The following is a 23,520-nucleotide window of genomic DNA, read 5'->3' as shown; positions in this document are numbered from 1 at the left end:
CAAGCATGACGCTAACGAGTGTTTATGTCAACAATCATCGAAATTCAAGGACTCACCAAAAAATACGGCGATCTGACCGCCCTAAATGACCTCAACCTGAACATCCAGGAAGGGGAAGTGTTTGGTTTTATTGGCCCCAATGGTGCTGGTAAAACCACCACCATGCGAATTCTCACTACGCTGCTGAAGCCCACCAGCGGCAAGGCGTGGGTAGCAGGCGAATCGGTCATAGGCAATCCACGCGCAGTGCGACGAAACATTGGCTATATGCCCGACTTTTTTGGCGTTTACGACGATATGAAGGTGTGGGAATATCTGGATTTCTTTGCCGCCTGCTACGACATTCCCCAAACCACCCGCTTGGGCATGGTGGATGATTTGCTGGCACTGGTGGATCTTAGCCACAAAAAGGATGCGTTTGTAGACAGCCTGAGCCGAGGCATGAAGCAGCGTCTCTGCCTAGCGCGCACGCTGGCCCATGATCCACAGGTGCTCATTCTGGATGAGCCAGCCAGCGGCCTGGATCCCCGCGCCCGCATCGAAATTCGGGAACTGCTGCGCGAGCTAAAGACAATGGGCAAGACGATTTTCTTCTCCTCGCACATTTTGTCTGAAGTGGCAGATATTTGCACCAGCATCGCCATTTTAGAGGCGGGTGGCCTGGTAGCCTATGGCGACATGGCAGAGATGAAGCGGCAGCTTCGGGCGCACAGGCTCATTCAGGTGCGCGCGCTGGGCGATTTGATGCCTTTGCAAGAGTTCTTGCTGCGCCACGAAGCAGTGGATGGCATCATTACCTCTGAGGAAGCAGATATTCCCTCGGATTCACTGCGCTTTGACTTTACGGGCGACGACGAGGCGTTGGGGCAGCTTTTAGCCAGCTTGATTGCCAACAACTTCCAGGTGGTTGGTTTCCAGGAAGAGACTGGCGATTTGGAAGATGTGTTCCTGCAGGTAACAAAAGGGCTTGTGAATTGAAGTGGGGGTTCCCAACGGGGCTACGAGCAGGGTGGCGTTGGTTTCGTTCGCTGAACGAGAACCCAGTTTACTTGCGCGAGAAAGGCGGCTGGGGAAACCCAAATCCATATTACGAGAAGCTGCGCCGCTATTCGCCCTTTGTGGTGATGGGCGCAATTGTGCTGGGGCTATGCGCGGGGACGAACCCGGCACTGCTGGGGGCAACTGAGGATGATGAGCTGTTCAATTTTATTTGCCTGGTCTGCTTACCGGGCGGGATGTTGTCTATGTTAACAATTTATGGCTCGTTTATGGCTCCAGCGCTGACAGCACCCACCATCAGTATGGAAGTGAACCGGGGTACGTGGGACATTTTGCGTCTGACGCCGCACGCAACGTCTAGCATTTTACTGGCAAAGTTGTTTGGCGGGCTGGCACGTCTAAATATCTGGAAGGTGATGTTGGTATTAAGCTTTTTTCAGGCGTTGATGCTGCTGCTGGTCATTACTGTGGTGCCGAGTGAGGCTACGGCCGTTTCTAGTTTGCTCATTGGGCTGGGGGCATGGTTACGGCCGTGGGTGGAGGTGTTGTTTGCTGCCTTCATTGGCATGTATCTGTCTACCTGGGCACGCTCCTCTACATTTGCCCTGGCTGCCAGCTACGTTAGCGTGGTTTTGATGAAGCTATTTAACAGCAGCCTGATTTGGCTTGGCGTTTGGAATCTGTTTAATGCAGATACCTTACTTTCTGTGGGTGGCAGTATGTTTTCACCAACGGCCGTTTATGGAACGGCCGTCCTCCTCCTTTGGTGGGGCATTGTGCGGCAAGCGAGAAAGTTAAGCAATTGAGTAATACTGCACTGGAGAAGTTCAACTTTTGACAAAAGTTGAACTTCTGAGCAAGATATTTTTAGAGGCATTATGACCGAACTGGCACAAGAACCAATCACAAAAAAGAAAAACTTCATCCAGCGGCTGCGGGAAAATCCCGTTACCGTAAAAGAACTCCGCAGCCGGATGCGCGGACGACGCGCCTTTGTGGTGCTCACCGTGCATCTACTGGTGATGAGCGGCTTCATTGCCCTGGTCTATTCTGCCTTCGCATCAGCCGCCAGCGGCCCGTTTGGCCCCGACTCCCGTGAAGTGGGCAAGGTCGTCTTCAGCTCAGTGCTGGGTTTGCAGGTGATGCTGGTCATTTTTGTGGGGCCGTCGTTTACGGCGGGAGCCATCAGCGGCGAGAAGGAGCGGCAAACGTATGATTTGCTCCGCACCACGTTGCTATCTGCAAAATCGTTTGTGGCGGGTAAGCTGGTGTCGGCATTGAGCTACGTGCTGCTGCTTATTTTTGTGGCGATTCCGCTGCAAAGCATTGCCTTTTTGATGGGCGGCGTAGCGGTGATTGAACTGGTTTTGTCGCAGATTATTGTGCTGGTAAGCGCTATGGCGTTTGCTCTGTGGGGATTGTATGCCTCAGCCCGAATGCGGACGACGCTTTCGGCCAGCGTGGTGACTTTTGCCGGGGCACTGTTTGTCACCGTGGGCATTCCAGTGATTGTAGGGCTGTTTAGCATGATTTTGGGGCCATTTTTGTTTGGCGCTACTTATCTAACCTGGACGGCCGAAGCTGCCTTGATGTATGTTCTCTTATTCCTGGCAGCAACCAATCTACCGGCCACACTGATTGTGAGTGACATTGTGCTGGTGGAAGAAGGCTCACTTTGGTATTTCAGCACCGTCGTTGGCGGCGCGTCTGGCAGCAGCCACACTATTTGGCTCTTTTCACCGTGGCCGCTCTTTTTAATTTTGTACATTTTGCTGTCGGTAATTTTGTTTTACGCCTGCGTGCGGCGAGTGCGGAAGATTGCCACGCAATAAAAAGATTGGCCACAGAGGGCACAGAGGAAAAAGAGAAAAAACTCCAAGTGAAAAGGTTTCACAAATCTCTATGTCCTCTATGGCAAAAAATATGAACGAACGATTTGAGGAATTAAAGCAGCAGTTGGGGCAGTGGAACGGCCGTCGCCGGATGCGTGATGGCCTGCTTTGGTTGCCGCGTGGCTTGCTGCTGGGGTTGCTTCTGGGCGTGGTCGTGGCCACGATTGCTCGATTCCGCCCGCTGCTTACCAACCAGGAAGTTGGATTAGTGGCTGGGGGGGTGGGGCTGGTTGGCTTGCTGGTGGCGGCAATTGTGCTGCTGGCTCGCCGATATGATTTGCTGCAGCAGGCGCGGTTTGCTGACCGACAATTTTTGCTAAAAGAGCGGGTCAGTACGGCCGTTGAAATCCAAACCCAGCAGCTAGAAACTAATCCCACCTTTGCCAAACTGCAATTGAACGACACGTTAACGGCCGTTCGGCACGTAGACACACAAGCCATGCTGCCTTTCAAAGTGAACCGGCAGGATTGGCTGATTATTTTGCTGGCGATTATTTTGTTGGGAACGGCCGTACTTCTCCCCAACGCCCAGGAATCTGCCTTGCTCAAAAGCCGTGCCATCCAGGAAAGCATCGAGGAGCAGGTAGAGGCGCTAGAAGCATTGGAAGAAGAAATTATCCAAAATCCAGAGCTAACGGATGAGCAGGAAGAAGAACTGCTGGAACCGATCCAAAACGCGCTGGAAGGGCTGGAACAGGGCAGCTTAAGCCAGGAAGAAGCGGTCGCCACGCTGTCAGAAGCAGAAGCAGAGCTGCGCGAACTCGCCGCCAACAACGACCAATCCAATCTGCAACAATCCCTGCAAGACGCCGGGCAGCCGCTGGCCGAAAACCAAAACAGCCAGTCGCTGGGGCAAAATCTGCAAAATGGCAATTTGGCGCAGGCCGATGCGGCCGCCGCGCAGCTAGCCGACTCTTTGCCGACGCTGTCGGATGGGGAGTTGGCGGAATTGGCGGATGATTTGCTGGAAACGGCCGCTTCCCTCCAAGACGTAGATAGCGAACTAGCCAACGAACTCGCCGCCGCTGCCGAAGCCCTGCAAAATGGCGATGTCGCCGCCGCGCAGCAAGCGCTCCAGCAAGCCGCAGGCACGCTTCAGCAGCGCGCCCAAAGCAATGCCGCCGCCGGGCAAGCCAACGCCGCCGCCAATGAACTTGGCGAAGGGAAGCAAGAGGTTGCCCAGGCGGGACAAGGCAATCAATCTGGCCAAGGGGAACAGGCCGAAGGCAGTGGACAAGGCGAGGGTGAAGGTGAAGGCCAGAGTCAGGGCGAAGGGTCTGGACAAGGTAGCGGTCAAGGGCAAGGCCAGGGACAAGGCTCCGGGCAAGGCAGTGGCAGTGAGCAAGGCACTGGGCAAGGTGGCCCCGGCCCAGGTGGTGGCCATGCCGAAAATGTGTACGCGCCTGATTTGGTAGATTTGAGTGCATTCGAGGGAGAAGATATTGAACTGCCTGCCGAATGTATTGCCAACCCAGCCGACTGTGGCGGCTTACTCAGTGAGAACCCCACCGAGTTTGGCGACGAGCAAAGCATCGTTCCCTACGAGCAGGTCTTTGGCGACTACCGCAACGCCGCCAACGAAGCCCTCGCCGACGATTACATCCCGCTCGGCCTCAAAGGGTACATTCGGGACTACTTCTCATCCCTGGAACCATAGCCGCGCTTTCTTTGTGAGCCGCCCAAGGAAACCAAACTTGGCTGAGCAAACCAACCACCACCTGTCCTTTCGACCAAAGGGAGAAATCCTTCCCCCATTTATAAGCCAGCTAGCTACGATAGTAGAAAGATTTCTCACTATCGTTCGAAATGACAAGTAAAGCAAATCAGATTAGGAAAATGACCAATCCTGCAATTCAAACAACAGGAAAAACAAAACACAAACTTTTTGTCGTGGTGGGAACATTATTTTGCGCCCTGCTGGGTGGAATTCTTGTTGCACTAATTTTAGGTCTCGCAGCCTTCTTTGCACTGTTTGATTTTCCGCTGATTACAGTTATCGTTTATCAAATTTACATTCCGGCGACTATTGCGGGTGTTCTTGGGGGATCATATATTTTTCTCCGTGAAGAACCTATTCCCAGGACAAAGCTTAGAGCGTCTTACAAGAAAATTATTTCAGGAATTACGATTACCTACTGTCTTTTGTTTGCAGTTGAATTTGTTTCCCGATCAATCGTGCGTCAGCAACATCAAGCCTTTGCTGACGCTCTTAGCCAGAATAATTATCAGACAGCATATGAATTTATGTCGGAATCGTATCAAGCGAATCACAGCTATTCAGAGTTTATTAGTGACTCTCTAAAATTCCTCAATGGTATGGAAATTTCCGATGAAACATTAAATTTGTTTTGGGATGTGAACGTAATTCCGCTAGAGCGGAAAGCTCAGGTTCATTACCAATCAAGAAGGGGATCGACAAATACTTATATTTGGGAAAGATCAAGCAATAAATGGCGATTCAGCGGCCAAATAGATTTTTCTTTCCAAGAATTTGATTGACAAAACGTACATTTGGAAATGATCGGTTAATGAATATCACAGTTCGTTCCACATTTGGCGTGGAAACGAGAGAAAGTAAGAGGTTTTTATGATTGATGACGCAGCGTTGGCTGAACTTTCGGTAGCAGATTTTCGAGAGACAGCAGCAAACATTGAAAATGAAGTCGGCAAAGTTATCGTCGGGCAGGCGGATGTGGTGCGGCATGTGCTGGTGGGCATTCTGAGCGGCGGGCATGTGCTGCTAGAAGGCGTGCCGGGGCTGGGCAAAACGATGCTCATCCGCACGCTGGGGCAGGTGCTCAAGCTGGAATTCAGCCGCATCCAGTTCACCCCCGACCTGATGCCTGCGGACATCACCGGTACCGAAATCATGGAAGAAGCAGACGGCCGTCGCGCGTTTCGCTTTCAACAAGGGCCAGTCTTTGCCAACCTGATTTTGGCCGACGAAATCAATCGCGCCACGCCCAAAACACAGTCCGCCATGCTGGAAGCCATGCAGGAAAAAACGGTGACGGTTGCCAACCACACTTACGCCTTGCCAGAACCATTTTTTGTTTTGGCGACGCAAAATCCCATCGAGCAAGAAGGCACCTACCCGCTGCCAGAGGCGCAGCTAGATCGCTTCCTCTTCAAAATTAACGTCCCCTTCCCTTCTGCCGATGAGCTAACAGAGATTTTGGCGCGCACCACGGGCAAAAACACGCCCACGGCAGGTGTGGCCGCCGACGGTGAGCGACTCATCGCCATGCAAGCATTGGCGCGGCAGGTGCCCATTCCCAGCCATGTGAGTGAATACATCAGCCAGCTAGTCGTTGCCACGCATCCGGGCGGTAGCCCTGCGCCGTTGGTGGAACAGTACGTGCGCTATGGCTCCAGCCCGCGTGGGGCGCAAGCTTTGGTGTTGGGTGGGAAAATATCTGCGCTATTGGACGGCCGTCTCAATGTCAGTTTCGATGATGTAGCCACAGTTGCTCCCGCCGCCCTGCGCCACCGCCTTCTGCTCAACTTTGAAGGCCAAGCTGAAGGCATCCAAACCGACAACGTGATTGCCGATTTGCTACAGGCGATCCCAAAAGAATAATTTTTTTGAGATTGGAGATTAAATGAATCGCCCAATCTCTAATCTCCAATCTTCCATGCCCATATTTGACGAAACCACCCTACGCAAACTGGAACAGCTTACCCTCGTGGCCGAGCGCGTGCGCGTTGGCGTGATGAAGGGGGATCGGCGCAGCAGCAAGCGCGGTACCTCCATTGAGTTTGCCGATTACCGCAACTACACCAAAGGCGACGACCTGCGGCGGCTAGATTGGAATGTGTATGCACGGCTGGAACGGCCGTTCATCAAGCTGCTCGAAGAAGAGGAAGATTTAGCCATCCACCTGCTCGTTGATGCCAGCGCCAGCATGAATTGGCCGGATGACGGTGAACAATCGGAGAACAAGTTAGCTTATGCGTTGCGGCTGGCTGGGGCGTTAGGACATATTGGGTTGGCTGCTGGGGACTTAACGGCCGTTACCCTCCTCAGCAGCGGAGGCGACCATACCTGGGGGCCATTTCGTGGTCAGCAAAACTCGCTGCGCTTGCTGCAATTTCTGGAAACCGGCAGCGGCGAGGGCATTACCGATTTGAATCAATCGCTTAAAAATTACGCGCTGCGAGGGCGGCGACCCGGCCTGCTCTTTGTTCTCAGCGATTTGCTTTCTCCCAATGGCTACCAGGAAGGCCTCAATGCCCTGCAAGCCCGTGGTTACGAAGTTGGCCTCATTCACCTGCTCAGTCCCGATGAGATGGAACCACCCGTGACGGGCGATTTGAAGCTGGTAGACATCGAAACGGGCGCGGATGCAGAGATTACGCTAGATCCAACCACGCTGGATTTATACCGAGAGCGGCTGCAAGCGTGGCAAACCGAAATCGCCACCTACTGTGCCAACCGGCACATCCACTACATCCCCCTCACCACCGATTTACCCTGGGAAAAGCTCGTCATGCAGACTTTGCGCGTAAAGGGCGTCGTCAAATAGCGTGTCTTTTTTAACTCCCCTCTTCCTGCTGCTAGGCCTGCTGGCCGCACCAATTATCATCTTGTACATGCTGCGGCTGCGGCGGCGCGAGGTGATGGTGAGCAGTACCCTACTTTGGCAAAAGCTGCTGCGTGACCGCGAGGCTAACGCCCCCTGGCAAAAGCTCCGCCGCAATTTGCTCCTCATCCTGCAACTGATTATTTTGGTCGCACTAGTGTTTGCACTGGCCCGGCCGTTTCTACCCACACCGTCCATCATCAGCGGCAGCGTGGTCGTTTTGCTCGATGCCTCTGCCTCGATGCAGGCTGCCGACGTGGAGCCAACCCGATTTGATGCCGCCAAGGCGGAAGTTGCCCGATTGATTAGCGATCTGGGCGGGGACAGCCAGATGACGCTGATCAAAGTGGGTCAAACGCCTACCGTGCTGGCTGCCGCCACCAACGATCGCACCCAGCTCCGACGCGCCCTCGAAATCGTACAGCCTGACCCGGCTGATGCTGCCTGGAACGCTGCTTTTGCATTGGCTACCGGGGCGGCGCAGGGTTTCAGGGACGGCCGTATCGTCATCATCTCTGACGGGGGCTTACCCGATGATTTGCCGCCTCTGCCTGTCGAATCAATTTATTTACCAATTGGCGAGAGCGGAGAGAATTTAGCCATCACCGCTCTGGCCACACGCGAATTAGAAGGCAGCATCCAGCTCTTTGCCAGCGTGCAAAACGAGGGGCTGATTGACCGCGAAACGCTGCTGAGCATCGACTTGGACGGCACGCTGTTCGACTCCCGCCGCCTGACGGTGCCAGCGGGCAGCAGCGTCAACGTCACCTGGGATTTGCCGCCCGGCACGGCCACCATCCGCGCTCACCTCAGCGAAAATGAAGGTGATTTTTTGCTGCTGGACGACGTAGCCTGGGCCGTCCACGAGGGGGGCGTGAGCAATCGCACTCTGCTGGTGACGGAGGGGAATCTCTTTTTGGAGCAGGTGTTCACCGTTCTGCCCGGCATCGAGGCGTTTAAAGTGCCGCCCGGCAGCGATTTACTCGACGCCGAAACATTTGATTACGATTTCGTCATCTTCGACGGCGTGCCGCTGCCGGAGCCGCCACCTGCCGCCGATATGCTCATCATCAATCCGCAGGCGGGCGGCGAAGGCGGGCTGTTTAGCGTGACGGGCGCATTTTCCAACACGATTACCACGCGGCTGGAGGAGTCGCCGCTGCTGCAATTTGTGGAGTGGAGCGAGGTGGATGTGCTGCAAGCGCAGCGGGTGTCTGCCCCGTGGGCGCAAACGTTGGTGGCGGCAGAAGGCGGGCCGCTGGTGCAAATCGGGGAGAGCGGCGGCTACCGGATTGCCCTACTCACCTTTGATTTGCGAGATTCTGACCTGCCGCTGCAAATTGCATTTCCCATCTTAATGGCTAATATTACAGGCTGGCTCAGCCCCGGACGCGCCTTTGATGCCCCCACGGGACTCCAGCCCGGTGATCCGGTGGCGGTGGTGCCGGGGGCGAGCAGTACGGCCGTTCTCGTACAAAAACCAGATGGCAGTCGCTGGACGGCCGAAGTGGGCGAGGAAGATTTGTTCTTCACTGAGACGGACGCACCGGGTCTGTACACCGTCTTGCTGCGCGACGCGGCGGCAGACCGACCCGCAGGCAGCTTTGCCGTGAATCTATTTAGCCCAGCAGAATCTCGGATTTTGCCAGTGGCAGATTTGGTTGTGGGGCAAACGCAAGTTGAAACCGAAGATGAAGGCGACGTCGGCCAGCGCGAACTATGGCCCTGGCTGCTAGTCATCGCCGTGGCCGTGCTCATTTTGGAGTGGTGGGTTCACTATCGCGGCACTCGCTGGCCAAAATTGCCACCAATTTCTGTAATTAATCGTATCCGAAGATGAATCGTCTAAATGATTACTTTAACAGCACACAACCTTAATTGGATAACAAAAGATGAAACGATTGATTTATGCGCTCATGGTTCTGTTGAGTTCTCTATCGGTGACTTGGTGATTGTTTCTCCTGACGATGGAAACTGGTGTGTAAGTGCAGCAGCCCTACATCTTTTGAGAACTTTATCTAAATCACACACTTCAGAATCCCCAGTCGGCGATCACCTTTTCCCATGCTGTGGTCATGCAATGTACCAAGATGAAAAAAGCAATGATTGTTTTATTGTGGAATGTCCAAATGGAATTAATTTTGATGTAATTCATCGCGACAGCGATATTTTGATCAAGACTGAAAATGGGCAAGAAAAAAATGTTTCATCAGCCGATTGGAAAACTTCGATTTGTGCTTTTTCAGATCAAATATCTGATTTTTATGAAAAAGCAAAGCCTAAAAAACCTTTCGACGATGTAGAGAGAAGGGGGTTCGAAGTTTTTCAGAGAGAGTGGATAAGGCGCAGAAATCAAGTAGAACTTGATTTTCGCAAATAAACAACAAAAACTGCCATTGTGTAAATCTATATATTTTGATTGCAATTTTTTATGAGTGAACAAGCCAACCAAGAAATCGAACAAACTACAACAGCAGCCCGCTGGTGGTGGGTGCTGGCTGGTTTGGCTTTGGTGCTGCTGGTTTGGCTGGTGATCACGTTTAGTGGCTCGCGCCCGTTGAAGAGTTGGCAAGATACGGCCGTATCCCCCAACAGCACCCTCAATCCCGAAGCTATTGTCGTTGAGTTTGACGCCTTGAACGATAGCCCCTCCGATTATGTCAACCAGCGCATTCGCGTTAGCGGCAACTATTTGCAGCTAGAGCCAGTGAATTGCGCCCAATTTAGCGGGCCGCGCATTCAGTGGGGGCTGGTGGCAGATGGGTTGCAGCTCAACGCCACCGGATTTGAGACGATTGTGCTGCCGCTAGTGCCACCCAACACGCCCATGACAGTGATTGGCATTTGGCGGCGTTACCCCGGCCCGGCAGGCTGCGGCAAAGAGCCAGATCGCGGGCTGTGGTATTTGGAAGTTGAGCAAATCATCGAGCCAAATCCGCTGGTGGCAGGCACAGCAACCCCGGTTGGCGTTTTGTCCGTCACGCCACCGCCTTTCCCTGGCACCGGCACCCCCACAACGCCGCCCGACGGCACGCAACCCCCGCTCGTCGGCACGCCCATCCCCAACGTGACAATTGTAAGCACGGTGATTGTGAATACCCCTGTTGGCACGCCGACTATTGCTGGCACGGCCGTTCCTGGCAACCCCACCTTCACCCCAACCAGTCTAGCCACAGCCACCAACACCCCCACGCCCGGCCCTGGCACGCCAACGGCCGTTCCCGGCACAGCCACACCCACATCAACACCTACTGCCACCAGAACGCCCGGCAGCGAGCCAACCGACCCCACCCCCACGAGTGCATCATTTGTCACCGCCACACCGGGCAGCGGCTACCCCGGCCCTACATCTCCCGCACCGACCAATACACCCTCCTCTTACCCATAATTGGGTAATTGGGTAATTTGTGGACAATTACCCATTTCTAATTACAAATTACCACTCCCGGAGCAACTATGAACTTACCATTCGCGCCATCCGTCATCCCGCCAACCGAAGAAATCACGTCTGCCTTTTGGTTTATCTTTCGTGGCAGTGAACTGCTGGTGGTTGATCATGGCGAAACGGCAACGGCCGAGACGGCCGCCCTCCCAACCGGCAACCACAACCTCGCCCTGTTGCGGCAGCATTATTTGGGCAAGATTGAGGGGGAAACGGCCGTAACCCACTGTTACGCCGCCGAGGTTGCCGAAGAAACCGAGCCGCCAACGGGAACGCAGTTTACCGGTTTGCGGCAACTGTTTAATCGCCTGCCTATGGATCATCTGTGGCTAGCAGGCCGCGCCGTGCAAATTATTGATTGGGATCGCACGCACCAATTTTGCAGCCGCTGCGCCACCCCCAACGAAATCCTGAGTTACGAACGCGCTAAAAAGTGCCCTAACTGCGGCCTCACCACCTACCCACGCATTTCCCCAGCCATTATTGTGCGGGTAGACAGGGTGATTGATAGTGTGCCTCATTTGCTTTTGGCGAGAAACGGCCGTTGGCGGAAAGGTTGGTACAGCGTGTTGGCAGGCTTCGTGGAGCCGGGCGAAACGTTAGAAGAGTGTGTGCATCGGGAAGTGTTTGAAGAAGTGGGGATTCGGTTGAAAAACGTGCGTTACTTTGGCAGCCAGCCGTGGCCCTTCCCCAATTCGCTCATGGTCGGCTATACGGCTGAATACGCCAGCGGCGACATTGTGCTAGAAGAAGAAGAAATTGAAGATGCCCAATGGTTTACGGTAGACACGCTCCCCAATTTACCCTCCAGCATGAGCATTGCCCGGCGGTTGGTGGATGCGTTTGTTGCAGCGAATAGCTAATCATTCACCAAAAAGGCGCACGGGCATCGGTGCGTTTGCCTGGGCAGACCATTGCAGCAGTTCCGGTATATCTTTGTTCTTGGCCTCGTCGCCGTGCTGCACACGCCCCGGCACCAGCCGCAAAAACGTGAGCTGCTCGTCCTCCCGCAGCAGCCGTTCCGATTCGCTAAACACTGGCACCCAAGCCCCCGTATTCACATACCATTGCCGGTAATTTGGCCGATTTTTATCGGTGGGCGGCAGCAAGAGCGCATTGGCCTCATGATTATGACCAAAAATAAAGTAGCGCACGCTGCCATAGCCCGGATGGGTTCCCCCATTGAGCAAGCGAGCAATGCTGCCAGCCCCGGTGAACAAATAATGCCCTTCCAGTAAATCATCCAGCGATTGCACCATGCCGGAGGCAGTGTACCCAAAAATGAGCGCCAGCAACACCGCAATAATCGCGGGCCAATAAACCCCCAAAGCAACCACCCGAACCGCTAAAAACAGAAGCGCAATCACTACCAAAACCAGCAGGAGGCTACCCACCAGTCGGCCTACCGTTTGCCAAGTAGATGATGAAACTGACTCTCGGCTATGAATTTGGATATCATGGATTGCTTTCAAGAATGGGTCTTCCATCTCCTGTTGGGGTGCTTTGTCTTCACGATTTTTCAGCTTTTTATTCACCTCACGCCGGGCCCGCAGGTATTGCGGCAGCAGCGTCCATAAAAATGTGGTGAGTTCGCCGGGGGCATGACGCAGCAGCCAAAAGACGTAGCGGGAAATCGGCTTCATGTTGTCGGCGAAGGGGTGAATATGCTCCACGTCGTTGAAAAAGTAGCGCACAAAGAGGGAGCCGGACGGTAGCTCGATGTATTTGTCAGCATCAGGAAAATCATCTGTGATGGTGAGGCGGGGGTCTTCAAAGTTGCGGAAGGCGTTGGCTGGCTCAAATTGGCAGCCGTGTTCGGCATAAAACAGCCCCGGCTCATACAAAAATGCGGGGGGAAAGCTAACTTGCTTTTGCAGCTTTTCCAGGTCGAGGGCTTCGGGAAGGTCATCAAAATGGGGCAGCAGGGCGTGGGTGTCGTTGGGTACGGCCGTTTCCCACCAACCTTCATACGCTTTTTGCAACAACTGCCGCATTCGTAGCTGCACATCAGGCCAATACAGCTCGATGTCGTGGTTGCCCTTCATCAGCACCAGCTCATTGCCCGGCTGAGCCATAAACCAGGCCAGTGCCTGAAAAAAGATGGGATGCCCTTTGGCAATTTGGGTTACTTTCCACACAATTTCTGGCGAGGATGTGCCGAGGCCAAATTTGCGATCATTTTCGCGCAGGTCCGCGTGTGAGCGTACCCCTTTCACCCCGAAAAGCTCTGCGCCTTCTGGCGGCAGCGTGACAACCTGCAAAAAGTCAAAGATGTCCCCGTTGATGACCAGTTTCCAGGGAATGTTGTGGTACTCTACGGCCGTTTCGCGGCGGCTTAGTTTTACGTGATGGGCAATAAATTGGGCAAAAGGCACGTCCTGGAAGAAATCTTCGTTGCGATGAATCAGCCCGTTGGCCGGATTGCGCCCTTCGCTAAGATGAAAATCGCTCAAAAACAAGTAATTAAATTTTTGCGCCATCTAATGAACTCCAAAATGTTGTGTAAATCACAAAAAGAAATTTATAGATTGTAAGAAAATATGAATGATTGCGTAATTACACTGGGATGTTGGTACGGCCGTTACAAAAGCGTTGCAAATTAGTAGGAAAAGTATAGCACAACCGTACCTTTGCTGTGAAAATAGCCTTCGTTACAATGGCACCGCTATTTAATCTGAAACCAATAAGCACAAAAGGGGTCTACTCGTGAAAAATATTATCGTAACAGGTGGCGCTGGTTTTATTGGCGCGAACTTTGTTCTCTACATGCTCAACAAATATGACGATTACAACATCATCGTCTACGACAAGCTCACCTACGCAGGCAATCTGGACAATCTGCTGGACGTAAAAGACGATCCGCGCTACGCCTTTGTACAGGGCGACATCTGCGACGCTGAACAAGTTGAGGAAACCATCCAGAAATATGATGCCGATACCATCGTCAACTTTGCGGCCGAAACGCATGTGGATCGCTCCATCATGAACCCTGATGCGTTTATCCAGACGGGCGTGTACGGCACTTACGTTTTGCTCGAGGCCGCCAGGAAACACGGTATGCGCTACCATCAAATCTCCACGGATGAGGTGTATGGCCACATCCCGGAAGGGTATTCCAGCGTGGAAGGCGATAAGCTGGACCCGCGCAGTCCGTATGCCGCCAGCAAAGCCAGCGGCGATCTGCTAGTGAATTCGTACTTCATCACTTATGGCCTGCCCGTAACCATTACGCGCGGCTCTAATAACATTGGCCCGTACCAATACCCGGAAAAGGTCGTACCGCTATTTGCCACCAACGCCATTGATGAAGAGCCGCTGCCGCTGTATGGAGACGGCCGTCAGATGCGCGAATATCAGTACGTGGTGGACCATTGCGAAGCGATTGACCTGGTGCTGCACAAAGGCGTGCTGGGCGAAGCCTACAACATCGGCACGGGCGAAGAGATGGAAAATGTGGAGATGGTAGAGATTCTGCTAAAAACGCTCAGTCGGCCGCACGACCTGATCAAGCATGTCAAAGACCGTGAAGGACACGACCGTCGCTACAGCCTAAACATTGACAAAATTAAGGCACTGGGCTGGGAACCACAACATACCTCTGCTGAAGCTGTGCAGAAAACGGCCGTATGGTACCGCGAAAATGAATGGTGGTGGCGCAAAATTAAATCCGGCGCGTTCAAAGAGTATTACGAGAAGCAGTATGGCCATCGTTGGGAAACGGAACAGTAATACTTTTCACAGTTGGATAGACAAATATTGCGTAGTGAATGTTTTACGCAATACGCAATAAAGAATAAACAAAGATCCACAGCTCCCTGCTGGGGGTCTTTTTATTTGGATTATCAGATTCTAAGTAGTGTCACCGGACGGTAGGGGTCCTGTGCTATACTTACGCGCGATTTTATTTTGTGAATAACCCTTCGCTTCATGCTATTTTGCCACTTTGCGAAGGGTTTTGTTATGGAACTGTTTATGCGTACATTCATTATCTTTTGCTTAAGCGTGACCCTGCTTTTTTTGGCGGCGTGCCAGGGCAATGAATTGGGAGAAACGGCCGTTCAAAGCCAAAACAGCCCCACACCACCCATTGTAAATACGGCCGTTCCCCCCACCAACACACCGCCGCCCCCCCCGCCCGTCATTGAAGAAGAGTTGCCAACCAACGCGCCAGACCAACCCACCGCCACCAACGCCCCACCTACCGAACCGCCGCCCACCCCCACGCCGACCATCACCCCCATCCCAGAAAATCCCGTCAGTAGTATCAGCCTAGCGCCAGTCATCAGCGGCCTGACCCAGCCCCTATACCTGACCCACGCCTTTGATGACCGTCTTTTTATTGTGGAGCAGGATGGCCTCATTAAGATTTTCCAGAACGGCGCACTGCTGGCCACACCATTCATAGACCTGACGGGGCCTGTGGGCTACAACAGCAATGAGCAAGGGTTGTTAGGGCTGGCTTTCCATCCCAACTATCAGGAAAATGGCTTCTTTTTTGTGAACTACACGGACGAGAACGGCCGTACCAACATTGCCCGGTATCGCGTCAGCGACGACCCCAACGTGGCCGACCCCGCCAGCGGGCAAATCCTGCTCACCATCCCCCAACCATTTGCCAACCACAACGGCGGCATGGTTGCCTTTGGGCCAGATGGCTACCTGTACGTAGGCATGGGCGACGGCGGCAGCCAGGGCGACCCACAAAATCATGGGCAAAACCCCGGTACACTGCTGGGCAGCATCCTCCGCCTGGATGTGAACAGTGCTGACGGCATCTACACCATCCCCGCCGACAACCCCTTCATCAACGATACCAATGCCCGCCCGGAAGTATGGGCATATGGCTTCCGCAATCCGTGGCGCTTCAGCTTCGACCGTGATTCTGACGATTTTTTCGTGGCCGATGTGGGGCAAAATGCCTGGGAAGAAGTAAGCTGGCTAGCCAGCGACACTCCCAGCGGGCAAAATTTTGGCTGGAACCCAATGGAAGGAAATTATTGCTACCTGCAAAACTGCGACTCAACGGGGTTTGTTCCAGCCATTTTTGAATATAACCATTCGCTGGGCTGCTCCATTAGCGGCGGCTACATTTACAGAGGGCAGCAATACTTGAGTTTGTACGGCAACTACTTTGTTGCCGATTTTTGCAGCGGCACTATCTGGGGCATCTTCCAAAACGCGGACGGCAGTTGGCAATCGGCCATCGTGCATGAAAGTGGCTTGCCCATCAACAGCTTTGGCGAGGATATTAACGGCGAGCTGTATGTGGTGGCACGCACCGGGCAGATTTTTCAGATACGGCCGTAATCAATGCGTTCAAGTGAGCGACTGTTCACGTTTTCTAGCAAAACCCACAAGCTCACCTGAGCACTTGAATATTTAAACACCTAAACACCAATTTACTCATCACCGCAAGGAGTATCATCATGACACGACAGTTCAAACCCCGACAATTTAGCCTGATTGTCTTGTTTGGCCTCTTCACCGTACTGCTTTCTGGTAGCTTTCTGGTTGAGGCTGGCGGCTTCCCGCCAAATCCCGACACATATTGGAACGCGGGCAACCTCCCGGTATCCGGTACCAGCCAGGGCAACTTGGAACATTGCACACTGGAAAGCAATAATCTAAAAACGCCGAACAACGTGGTGGGGTTTAACGTCTACACGCCGCCTAACTACAGCAGCGGCAACCAATCTTACCCGGTCATTTATTTGCTGCACGGCGTCAGCGGCAATGAGTACAACTATTTCAATGGCTTCAGTAACGTGTTTAGCGGCAGCAGCGGCAGTCTGCCGAGCCTCATAGACAACGGTATGGTAGATGAGGCGATTCTAGTGTTTGTGAATGGTGGCCGGGGCAGTTTTTACGACGATTGGGACGACAGCACGGGCAACGGCCCCAGCTCTAGTTTTCCCATCCTGGCTGAGACGGTCATCATGGACGATGTGATTCCCTTTGTAGATGCCAATTTCCGCACCATTGCCAGCCGAAACGGCCGTGCCATCGAAGGCTTTTCTATGGGCGGCCGCGGAGCGGTAAAGCTGGCTTTCAACTACCCTGATCAATTCTGCTCCACCATCGCCTACGCCGGAGCCGCCTTCGAGTCCATTCCCAACTCTGCAGGCTCTGACCATCCACGCCTTGGCGAACTGCCAACAGAGTACAAAATCTCTACCATCACCGCCAACAACGCTGCTGCCATTCAATCCAACGGATTACAAATCCGGTTAGTTGATGCCACAAATGATGGAGCAGCTGGTCAAGGTGGTGGAATCGACGATCTGTCTATTCAACTAAATAATCTAGGGATTTCTCACGAATATGATCCAAACTTGTCAGGAGTATCAAACCACGAATGGTCACAATATCATCAGGCGACGGGGGCAGTTGGCCTGGGTTTCCACTTCTCTTGCTTCAGTGCTGCTAGCTCTGCCATCTCGGCCCCTATCATTCTGGGCTCGGCAGATGAGTTTGTCTACCTCCCTCTCGTTGTAAAACCAGCCACTACAACCCCACCAGCAGGGGTTTGTAATTAGCCTGAATTGACCAAATGAGTGTAAATGGAGCACAGGCATTCCGCCTACTGTAAGTCAAGTTTGCAAACTTGACCTACATTTACGAAGGAGTATTGGCATGAAGAAGCATTTGTATTGGATTTTGATTGCAGGGTTTATACTGATGGTTGGGTTGGCAAGCAGAACGGCCGTTTCTGCCCAACCATTTACCACCCCAGAAGCACCAGAAGGCGTGGGAATTACGGCCGTTGCCATCGAAAGTGGCTTCATCCAACCCGTAGACATCACCAACGCCGGAGATGACCGCCTCTTCATCGTGGAGCAGCCCGGCATCATTCGTATCATTGACGCCGACGGCAACATGCTGCCCGATCCCTTCCTGGACATCAATCTCATTGTAGACAGCGAAACGCACAGTGAACGGGGATTGCTAGGGTTGGCGTTCCACCCAGATTATCCGAACACCCCTTATTTCTATGTGAACTATACGGCCGTTTCTGGCAGCGGTGATACGATCATTGCTCGCTACACCGTCAGTAACGATCCCAACGTGGCAGACCCCAACAGTGCCGTCGAAATCCTTCGCATTGACCAACCCGCAGGCAACCACAACGCAGGCGATCTTGCCTTTGGGCCAGATGGCTACCTTTACATACCCACCGGTGATGGCGGCAGCGGGGGCGATCCGTGGGGAGACGACGGCAACGGGCAAAACAGACAGGCTCTGCTAGGCAAAATTTTGCGTATTGACGTTGACGGCGGCTCTCCATACGCTATTCCCGCCGATAACCCCTTCGTTGGCGATGCCTCCACGCTGGATGAAATTTGGGCTTTAGGCCTACGCAACCCCTGGCGCATCAGCTTTGATCGAGACACGGGAGATTTATATATTGGTGATGTCGGGCAAGGATTATGGGAAGAGGTGAACTTTCAGCCTGCCAGCGGCGGCGGCGGCGAAAATTATGGCTGGCGTTGCTATGAAGGCAATCAGACATTCAATACCATCAACTGTGGAGACATCTCAAATTACCAATTTCCTTTTGACGATTATCCACACGGTTCATTTCCATTTGGCATGAACGAAGGAAATTCGATTACCGGCGGTTTTGTCTACCGGGGCAATGACTTCCCCGATCTCAATGGAATTTACATTTACGCCGATTTTATCAGTGGAAACTTTTGGCTAGCACAAAACAGCAGTGGCTGGAACATCACGCCACTGGGCGGCATTGGCGTGAGCAATCCCAGCACCTTTGGCGAAGGCTGTGATGGGGAGCTGTACGTGGCCAGCCACAGCGGCACCATCTACCAAATTCAATCCAGCAGCGGCGCAAAACCAACCGGAGCCGTTTTAGATCAATTTGTCTATCTTCCACTTATCATGAGGGGAAGTGGAGTAGGTCTTACATGCTTTGGATAAGTTTGCAGTTGCGGTTTGAATGACAATGATTTTGTCACTCAGATAAGCGATAGGAAATTACTCTGAAAACCTAAATGAATTTATCATTATCTCGCCTTCGACAGAAGTTGGTATTAATTGAAACACCCAGCCACTTTCACCAAAAACAAAATATGAACATCTCGGAAACGCCATAGTTGAAGAGCATAATTCGCGGCCAATGATGTTTGCTGTTTGAAATGGTTTCAATGTGTTTCCTTGAGATTGCACATTAGAAGCCAGCCAATTGTCCAATGACATCGATTGCTCAATTGGAAATGCACGTATTTCAAGATCTGCGAGTTCCAAGTCTCCTAGTTCACTTGATGCCTTCGTAGGGCTCAAAAAATTAATGGATACAGTTGGCCTCGGATTTAGGAGTTCAAATTGTTCACCATCTTGGATACGGTATATAAAATTGGCCGGATATTCAATTTCAAATTTATAGATATCATTTTCATATATATCTGTGAGCGTTGATTCGGCTCCATCATTACTGTTTGCCAAAGTATCGGGATTATCCTGACTTGCCCCTCCTGGAGGTGAATTGCTTTCGTTCTGACTCATTGAATCATTTTCTAATGTTGATACCGCATCAACGATTATGCTGTCCTCTTTGTTAATCTCATTTTCGTTAGATGATAATGTTTCCGTTTCATTAAGCTGCCCTGATAAGTTAGTACATCCTACTGTGCAAATCAAACAACACTCGATAAACAAATAAACGAAAAACAAAACTTTAATCTTCATAGCTTACCCTCAACAATTAGTATTACCAATTACTATTTAGACTTACGCAATTTACCAGAAGATTAGACTAATCTACTAACTAGGACGGAGACCGTTCGCGACTTAAATCAGTCAAATCTGCGAAACTCCTAACTATAATAAATAACGTTGCAAAGCAAGAGAATGTTCCCAAACTAATAAAGGAAAGCCCGTTACGCATTAATACATAACGGGCTTCTATTTAGTTATGACAACTCAAATTTGCCTACAATATAAATAACGCTAACAGTCGGCTGCATCACATAAAGGGACAATGGTGTTGTCTGTAAATCTGACACCATAAATATTTCTAGTACCTATGAATATGCCAGAGTTTACACCGCTTACATTGCCCCTAACTTGATTTATCCCATAATTTACCATCCAAGGACCACCGGAAATCCCTCCTCCCCAGTTGCAGCCCATCCCACGAACATTATATGCTTGTCGGAAACTTTCTGCGACACAGGTGCGAAGATATAGTCCAGCATTGGGGATAAAATCATCATTATAATTTTTAAAAGGGTAACCAAGGTCATAAAAATGTTTTGTATAAGAAGCATTCCATTGACGCCCCATCCAACCTACAGCCTGATTAAGAGTTTGGCTAGCAGAGTTTGAGTTCATTGAACATACCCCAAGATCAAAACGCGCCCAACTGTTGATAGAGTAGCTCCCTGTTAAATTTACCCAAGACGTTAATATATAGCATGCTGATGCTGGAAAAGAACCATAAGGTGCATTCCCATCACGGTATGCAGGTGTAAATACCCAACTTGAGAACCATTGATCATTTGTAGTGTCGTAAAGACAATGAGCTGCCGTTACAATATTGTTGCCGCTAATAGTGGTGGCAGAACAATAGCTAGTTCCCGAAGAGGTTGTAAAACTAAGCCTCCCTACCCAATTGTGGGGATACATTTTTTGTAAAGAAGCTGTCGAATTAATATTGTAGCTTGAAAAAACTTGGCTAGTGCCAGACACTTCTGTTGGTTCCGAACCTTCTACATATATTTGCTCGCCATTTGTTTCACGAAATGGAGAATTTGATTCTCCGCTCGATACCTCTAACCCTTCCCAATCATGGGGATAAGCTACCTGTGCAATTAAATCAGCATCGGGCAAAGCCCGCCCAGCCGGGGAACTTCCCACAGGGCTTATTGTTTCACTTTCTGTACTTTCCAGCAGGGGTTCGGGGTCGGGCATTCCATATTGGACTAATAATCCGATTGGTTCAGCATTGCTAATAGCTTCCCGTGTCCAAAATTCAAGAGCTGCTTGTTGCTCATTTTGCGAAATTATTTTGCTAACAACACTAATTTCTTCATTGCTTTGTAGTTGCATCCTGCTGCTTTGAGAACTTGTATTTGCCATAACATTTGAACTAAAAATCAAGAGCAAACCAAATACGAATATATATCCCAATTTTACCTTTTGAATCATAAAATCCCTCCTTAAAGGATAACAAAGCCCAATAAAAACCTACCCCGTTGCGTTATACACGCATTCTGGAGTATGAAAATGGGCTAATTTTCATCATAGTTAGTGCGGTAGCAATATTGTGACTACTTACAATCGGTATTTAGTTGATTACTGATATTTGATCTTAAAATGTTTAAAGTTTCTTCCAAAACTGACAGCAATAATAATAATTGAAATTGGTACTCAAGTCAAACCTATCGTAGGGGTGTATTGAAAAGTTTGTAATAGGAGGTTATTGGAAAGCGTTGGAGGAGGATGATTTACGGCCGTTCCACCAGCGGCAAATACGTCTTCTCAGTTAGCTCAAAGGGATGGAACATGGGCCCGGCAAAGCAGGGGTAGGTCTCTGGGGTGGGCTCGCCATTCACCGTCCAGCAGAAAAAGCCATCCCCGTCTTCGGCAGCGGGAACGCGGTCGGTGGCAGATTGTGGCACATACCAAAAGACGATATTGTCGCCAATCGGCTCATCATTCACGAAGATGTCTGGGCCTTGCAAATGGTCATCGTTGCAACAGTAGCTTGGCCCCGGCGGGCTAAAGATGGGCAAATCGGTGTCGCCTTCCTCTGGTTTATGTTGCGTTATGTAAACAAATGGTATATCGTCAATGCCGCCGTCGTTAAATTGCCCCAGCCCTGGCTCAATGATGTAGCCATGCCCGCTACCATCAACCAGCAGCCATGCTTCGTTGTCGGCAGTGAGCTGGTGCGGGCCAAATCCGGGTGAATCGTACGGGGTGCGATACGTCTCGCTGTTTTGGAATGACCATTGTGTGCCGTCCCAAATGGCAAAGCTGTCGCTGGTATCCCCATTGACGGCAATGTCTATGCGGATCACCGGACGGTAGACAGGCTGCTCCCATTGCACATCATCGCCACAGCCACGGCCGTATGCCCCAACGACGACGCGGAAACGGCCGTCCGCAAAAAATTGGTATCGCTGCCCATACCGATAATTACATGCCGCTCCCCAAGCCGACATGCGAAAATCTTGCACGACCTCAAAACCAATAACCTTGCTGCCGTCTAGCAAATCACGCACTTCCGTCTCACCAAAGGGCGGGATGGGAAAGCCGCCCCCGCTGCCGCCGCAGCCCGTTACATCAAAAAAGCCGGGAAAAGTGTACTCGCCATTGTAATCCACATGCCATTCTGGCAAGGACGCACTGGTGAGAACATCACGCCCCTGGTAGGTCACATCGTAAATACGTAGGCCATCGGTTCCAGTGGTTTCGTAGCTGAGTGACCAGCCGTCTCGATTAGCCGTACCAGGTGCGGGACAAAAGCTGCCATCCGGTTCGTAAGGAATGAAGCTGCCGTCGTCAGAAACGTTGGTCCAGCGCAGGGCGGTGACGGTTTCGGTGGTGAGGTCCACAATAGCCCAAAGGATGCGGTTGCCCACGCGGAAGGTTGGCCCGGCGCAGAGATGCCCCTGATCACAGGTGGAGCCACGCAGCCCAGCGGCGACAGGAGCCATATCGGCTTCATCGGGCTGAAAGCCTAAGGCTTCAATTACACCAGGGTCGTTGAGGGCCAGTTGGAGGGCGCGGTTAGCCAGCCGCTGGTTGATGCCGGGCTGCATGTTAGGCTGGTGCAGCACGTCGCGCACAATGCCTGCATCGGTATCCACCACGGCTGTTACCGTGAAGTTCTCATCGAAGCTGTAAATTTCTACCTGGTAGCAAACGGCCGTTTCACAAGCTGCGCTATTTTCAGTAAATTGCTGCCCCATCCGGCGCACCCCAAACACTTCGCTGCGCTGTCCGTTGGTAAGTTCCTTCACCCGCGCATCGGCCAAAGCCAACACCTGAGCCGTTTGCTGTTCACTAGTGATGGCTGTTTCCAGCGGCAACGGCGCACTTTTCCCTCGTACAGAAACGGCCGTTTGCCCCAACTGCCAAACCAACAGAACCAAAACAACCCCAAAAAGAACCCCCAGCCCAGTCAGGCTCCACTCCAGCCTCTTAACCCTCTGTGATCTCTGTGGCCTAACCAATTTTCACCTTCACAATGCCATCTTCCACTTTGACAGGGTACATTTTGAGGCGGTAATTTTCATCATCGGGCCAGAGGATACGGCCGTTACGCAAATCCCAACAATATTGATGATCCGGACAGGTGACCTTGTAGCGGCTCACCCACCCTTTGCTGAAATCGGCCGAGGCGTGGGGACATTCGGCGGAGAAGGCGTAAAGCGTGCCGTCCCAAGTGGTGAGGATGATTTTGTGACGATTGATGGAAATGGCCGTCATTTGGTCGGCCTGCACCGCATCAATGGCAACTGTTGTGAAGTAGCCGTCGGCATCTGGTTTGGCTTTGGAGCGGAATAAATTCATGCGGGATTTATACCGCAGGGGGCTGTAAATAGGTAATTGAGTAATTTGCTCGACAAGCATCCAATTA

The 23,520-nt window shown here is 51.8% G+C and carries 20 protein-coding genes; 15 read left to right on the top strand and 5 right to left on the bottom strand.

All coding sequences use genetic code 11. The features are described 5' to 3' along the window. Window positions 1-24 precede the first annotated feature (24 nt). The 11 genes from ACOQPM_RS12535 (at window position 25) to nudC (ending at window position 11,779) form a co-directional block, all read left to right on the top strand. A complete protein-coding gene (locus tag ACOQPM_RS12535; RefSeq protein ID WP_420629606.1) occupies window positions 25-978 on the top strand; it encodes an ATP-binding cassette domain-containing protein in 954 nt (317 codons plus the stop codon). Further along, window positions 975-1,805, top strand: a complete 831-nt coding sequence (locus ACOQPM_RS12530) for an ABC transporter permease (protein WP_420629605.1) — start codon at window positions 975-977, stop codon at window positions 1,803-1,805. Before ACOQPM_RS12535 ends, ACOQPM_RS12530 begins: the two co-directional genes overlap by 4 nt. A gap of 72 nt (window positions 1,806-1,877) precedes the next feature. Next, window positions 1,878-2,831 (top strand): ABC transporter permease, encoded by a 954-nt coding sequence (locus ACOQPM_RS12525; RefSeq protein WP_420629604.1) that lies wholly within the window; start codon window positions 1,878-1,880, stop codon window positions 2,829-2,831. Between the two features lie 91 nt (window positions 2,832-2,922). Further along, window positions 2,923-4,548 (top strand): hypothetical protein, encoded by a 1,626-nt coding sequence (locus ACOQPM_RS12520; protein ID WP_420629603.1) that lies wholly within the window; start codon window positions 2,923-2,925, stop codon window positions 4,546-4,548. A gap of 179 nt (window positions 4,549-4,727) precedes the next feature. Beyond that, the gene (locus ACOQPM_RS12515; RefSeq protein ID WP_420629602.1) at window positions 4,728-5,390 is read left to right on the top strand and encodes a hypothetical protein; all 663 of its coding nucleotides are present in this window, start codon (window positions 4,728-4,730) and stop codon (window positions 5,388-5,390) included. An 88-nt stretch (window positions 5,391-5,478) separates the two neighbouring features. Further along, window positions 5,479-6,471: an AAA family ATPase gene (locus tag ACOQPM_RS12510; RefSeq protein WP_420629601.1), complete on the top strand. Its 993-nt coding sequence runs from the start codon at window positions 5,479-5,481 to the stop codon at window positions 6,469-6,471. A 22-nt stretch (window positions 6,472-6,493) separates the two neighbouring features. Further along, window positions 6,494-7,417 (top strand): DUF58 domain-containing protein, encoded by a 924-nt coding sequence (locus tag ACOQPM_RS12505; RefSeq protein WP_420629600.1) that lies wholly within the window; start codon window positions 6,494-6,496, stop codon window positions 7,415-7,417. A 1-nt stretch (window position 7,418) separates the two neighbouring features. Beyond that, the gene (locus ACOQPM_RS12500) at window positions 7,419-9,314 is read left to right on the top strand and encodes a vWA domain-containing protein (RefSeq protein ID WP_420629599.1); all 1,896 of its coding nucleotides are present in this window, start codon (window positions 7,419-7,421) and stop codon (window positions 9,312-9,314) included. 9 nt (window positions 9,315-9,323) lie between these two features. After that, window positions 9,324-9,854, top strand: a complete 531-nt coding sequence (locus ACOQPM_RS12495) for a hypothetical protein (protein ID WP_420629598.1) — start codon at window positions 9,324-9,326, stop codon at window positions 9,852-9,854. Between the two features lie 51 nt (window positions 9,855-9,905). After that, window positions 9,906-10,862: a hypothetical protein gene (locus ACOQPM_RS12490; protein WP_420629597.1), complete on the top strand. Its 957-nt coding sequence runs from the start codon at window positions 9,906-9,908 to the stop codon at window positions 10,860-10,862. Between the two features lie 68 nt (window positions 10,863-10,930). Then, window positions 10,931-11,779: an NAD(+) diphosphatase gene (nudC, locus tag ACOQPM_RS12485; protein ID WP_420629596.1), complete on the top strand. Its 849-nt coding sequence runs from the start codon at window positions 10,931-10,933 to the stop codon at window positions 11,777-11,779. Here nudC and ACOQPM_RS12480 read toward each other — a convergent pair whose 3' ends face one another. Further along, entirely contained in the window at window positions 11,780-13,396 is a 1,617-nt protein-coding gene (locus tag ACOQPM_RS12480) for a hypothetical protein (protein WP_420629595.1), read from the bottom strand. A 226-nt stretch (window positions 13,397-13,622) separates the two neighbouring features. On the opposite strand from ACOQPM_RS12480, the gene rfbB reads away from it, so the two are divergent. From rfbB to ACOQPM_RS12460, 4 genes are all read left to right on the top strand, one after another. Next, window positions 13,623-14,645, top strand: coding sequence for a dTDP-glucose 4,6-dehydratase (rfbB, locus tag ACOQPM_RS12475; protein ID WP_420629594.1), 1,023 nt, complete (start codon window positions 13,623-13,625; stop codon window positions 14,643-14,645). A gap of 243 nt (window positions 14,646-14,888) precedes the next feature. Beyond that, entirely contained in the window at window positions 14,889-16,223 is a 1,335-nt protein-coding gene (locus tag ACOQPM_RS12470) for a PQQ-dependent sugar dehydrogenase (protein ID WP_420629593.1), read from the top strand. A gap of 119 nt (window positions 16,224-16,342) precedes the next feature. Then, window positions 16,343-17,452, top strand: coding sequence for an alpha/beta hydrolase (locus tag ACOQPM_RS12465; protein ID WP_420629592.1), 1,110 nt, complete (start codon window positions 16,343-16,345; stop codon window positions 17,450-17,452). A 97-nt stretch (window positions 17,453-17,549) separates the two neighbouring features. Continuing rightward, window positions 17,550-18,851, top strand: coding sequence for a PQQ-dependent sugar dehydrogenase (locus ACOQPM_RS12460; protein WP_420629591.1), 1,302 nt, complete (start codon window positions 17,550-17,552; stop codon window positions 18,849-18,851). Between the two features lie 57 nt (window positions 18,852-18,908). Here ACOQPM_RS12460 and ACOQPM_RS12455 read toward each other — a convergent pair whose 3' ends face one another. The 4 genes from ACOQPM_RS12455 to ACOQPM_RS12440 form a co-directional block, all read right to left on the bottom strand. Continuing rightward, window positions 18,909-19,619, bottom strand: a complete 711-nt coding sequence (locus ACOQPM_RS12455) for a hypothetical protein (protein WP_420629590.1) — start codon at window positions 19,617-19,619, stop codon at window positions 18,909-18,911. A 261-nt stretch (window positions 19,620-19,880) separates the two neighbouring features. Next, complete coding sequence (locus ACOQPM_RS12450) at window positions 19,881-21,080, bottom strand: trypsin-like serine peptidase (protein ID WP_420629589.1); 1,200 nt, start codon at window positions 21,078-21,080, stop codon at window positions 19,881-19,883. Window positions 21,081-21,379: 299 nt separating this feature from the next. Beyond that, entirely contained in the window at window positions 21,380-23,032 is a 1,653-nt protein-coding gene (locus ACOQPM_RS12445; protein WP_420629588.1) for a hypothetical protein, read from the bottom strand. Between the two features lie 73 nt (window positions 23,033-23,105). Next, window positions 23,106-23,513, bottom strand: coding sequence for a Rieske (2Fe-2S) protein (locus ACOQPM_RS12440; protein WP_420629587.1), 408 nt, complete (start codon window positions 23,511-23,513; stop codon window positions 23,106-23,108). Window positions 23,514-23,520 lie beyond the last annotated feature (7 nt).

The organism is Candidatus Leptofilum sp., from assembly GCF_965223525.1.
Classification (GTDB): Bacteria; Chloroflexota; Anaerolineae; order Promineifilales; family Promineifilaceae; genus Leptofilum.
This window is presented reverse-complemented; position numbering and strand designations above follow the sequence as displayed.

Excerpts from the sequence above, each read along its gene's own strand:
- ACOQPM_RS12535 (WP_420629606.1), top strand. The coding sequence starts at position 25 with ATGTCAACAATCATCGAAATTCAAGGACTCACCAAAAAATACGGCGAT.
- ACOQPM_RS12525 (WP_420629604.1), top strand. The coding sequence starts at position 1,878 with ATGACCGAACTGGCACAAGAACCAATCACAAAAAAGAAAAACTTCATC.
- ACOQPM_RS12520 (WP_420629603.1), top strand. The coding sequence starts at position 2,923 with ATGAACGAACGATTTGAGGAATTAAAGCAGCAGTTGGGGCAGTGGAAC.
- ACOQPM_RS12515 (WP_420629602.1), top strand. The coding sequence starts at position 4,728 with ATGACCAATCCTGCAATTCAAACAACAGGAAAAACAAAACACAAACTT.
- ACOQPM_RS12510 (WP_420629601.1), top strand. The coding sequence starts at position 5,479 with ATGATTGATGACGCAGCGTTGGCTGAACTTTCGGTAGCAGATTTTCGA.
- ACOQPM_RS12505 (WP_420629600.1), top strand. The coding sequence starts at position 6,494 with ATGAATCGCCCAATCTCTAATCTCCAATCTTCCATGCCCATATTTGAC.
- ACOQPM_RS12495 (WP_420629598.1), top strand. The coding sequence starts at position 9,324 with ATGATTACTTTAACAGCACACAACCTTAATTGGATAACAAAAGATGAA.
- ACOQPM_RS12490 (WP_420629597.1), top strand. The coding sequence starts at position 9,906 with ATGAGTGAACAAGCCAACCAAGAAATCGAACAAACTACAACAGCAGCC.
- nudC (WP_420629596.1), top strand. The coding sequence starts at position 10,931 with ATGAACTTACCATTCGCGCCATCCGTCATCCCGCCAACCGAAGAAATC.
- ACOQPM_RS12480 (WP_420629595.1), bottom strand. The coding sequence starts at position 13,396 with ATGGCGCAAAAATTTAATTACTTGTTTTTGAGCGATTTTCATCTTAGC.
- ACOQPM_RS12470 (WP_420629593.1), top strand. The coding sequence starts at position 14,889 with ATGCGTACATTCATTATCTTTTGCTTAAGCGTGACCCTGCTTTTTTTG.
- ACOQPM_RS12465 (WP_420629592.1), top strand. The coding sequence starts at position 16,343 with ATGACACGACAGTTCAAACCCCGACAATTTAGCCTGATTGTCTTGTTT.
- ACOQPM_RS12460 (WP_420629591.1), top strand. The coding sequence starts at position 17,550 with ATGAAGAAGCATTTGTATTGGATTTTGATTGCAGGGTTTATACTGATG.
- ACOQPM_RS12455 (WP_420629590.1), bottom strand. The coding sequence starts at position 19,619 with ATGAAGATTAAAGTTTTGTTTTTCGTTTATTTGTTTATCGAGTGTTGT.
- ACOQPM_RS12450 (WP_420629589.1), bottom strand. The coding sequence starts at position 21,080 with ATGATTCAAAAGGTAAAATTGGGATATATATTCGTATTTGGTTTGCTC.
- ACOQPM_RS12440 (WP_420629587.1), bottom strand. The coding sequence starts at position 23,513 with ATGCTTGTCGAGCAAATTACTCAATTACCTATTTACAGCCCCCTGCGG.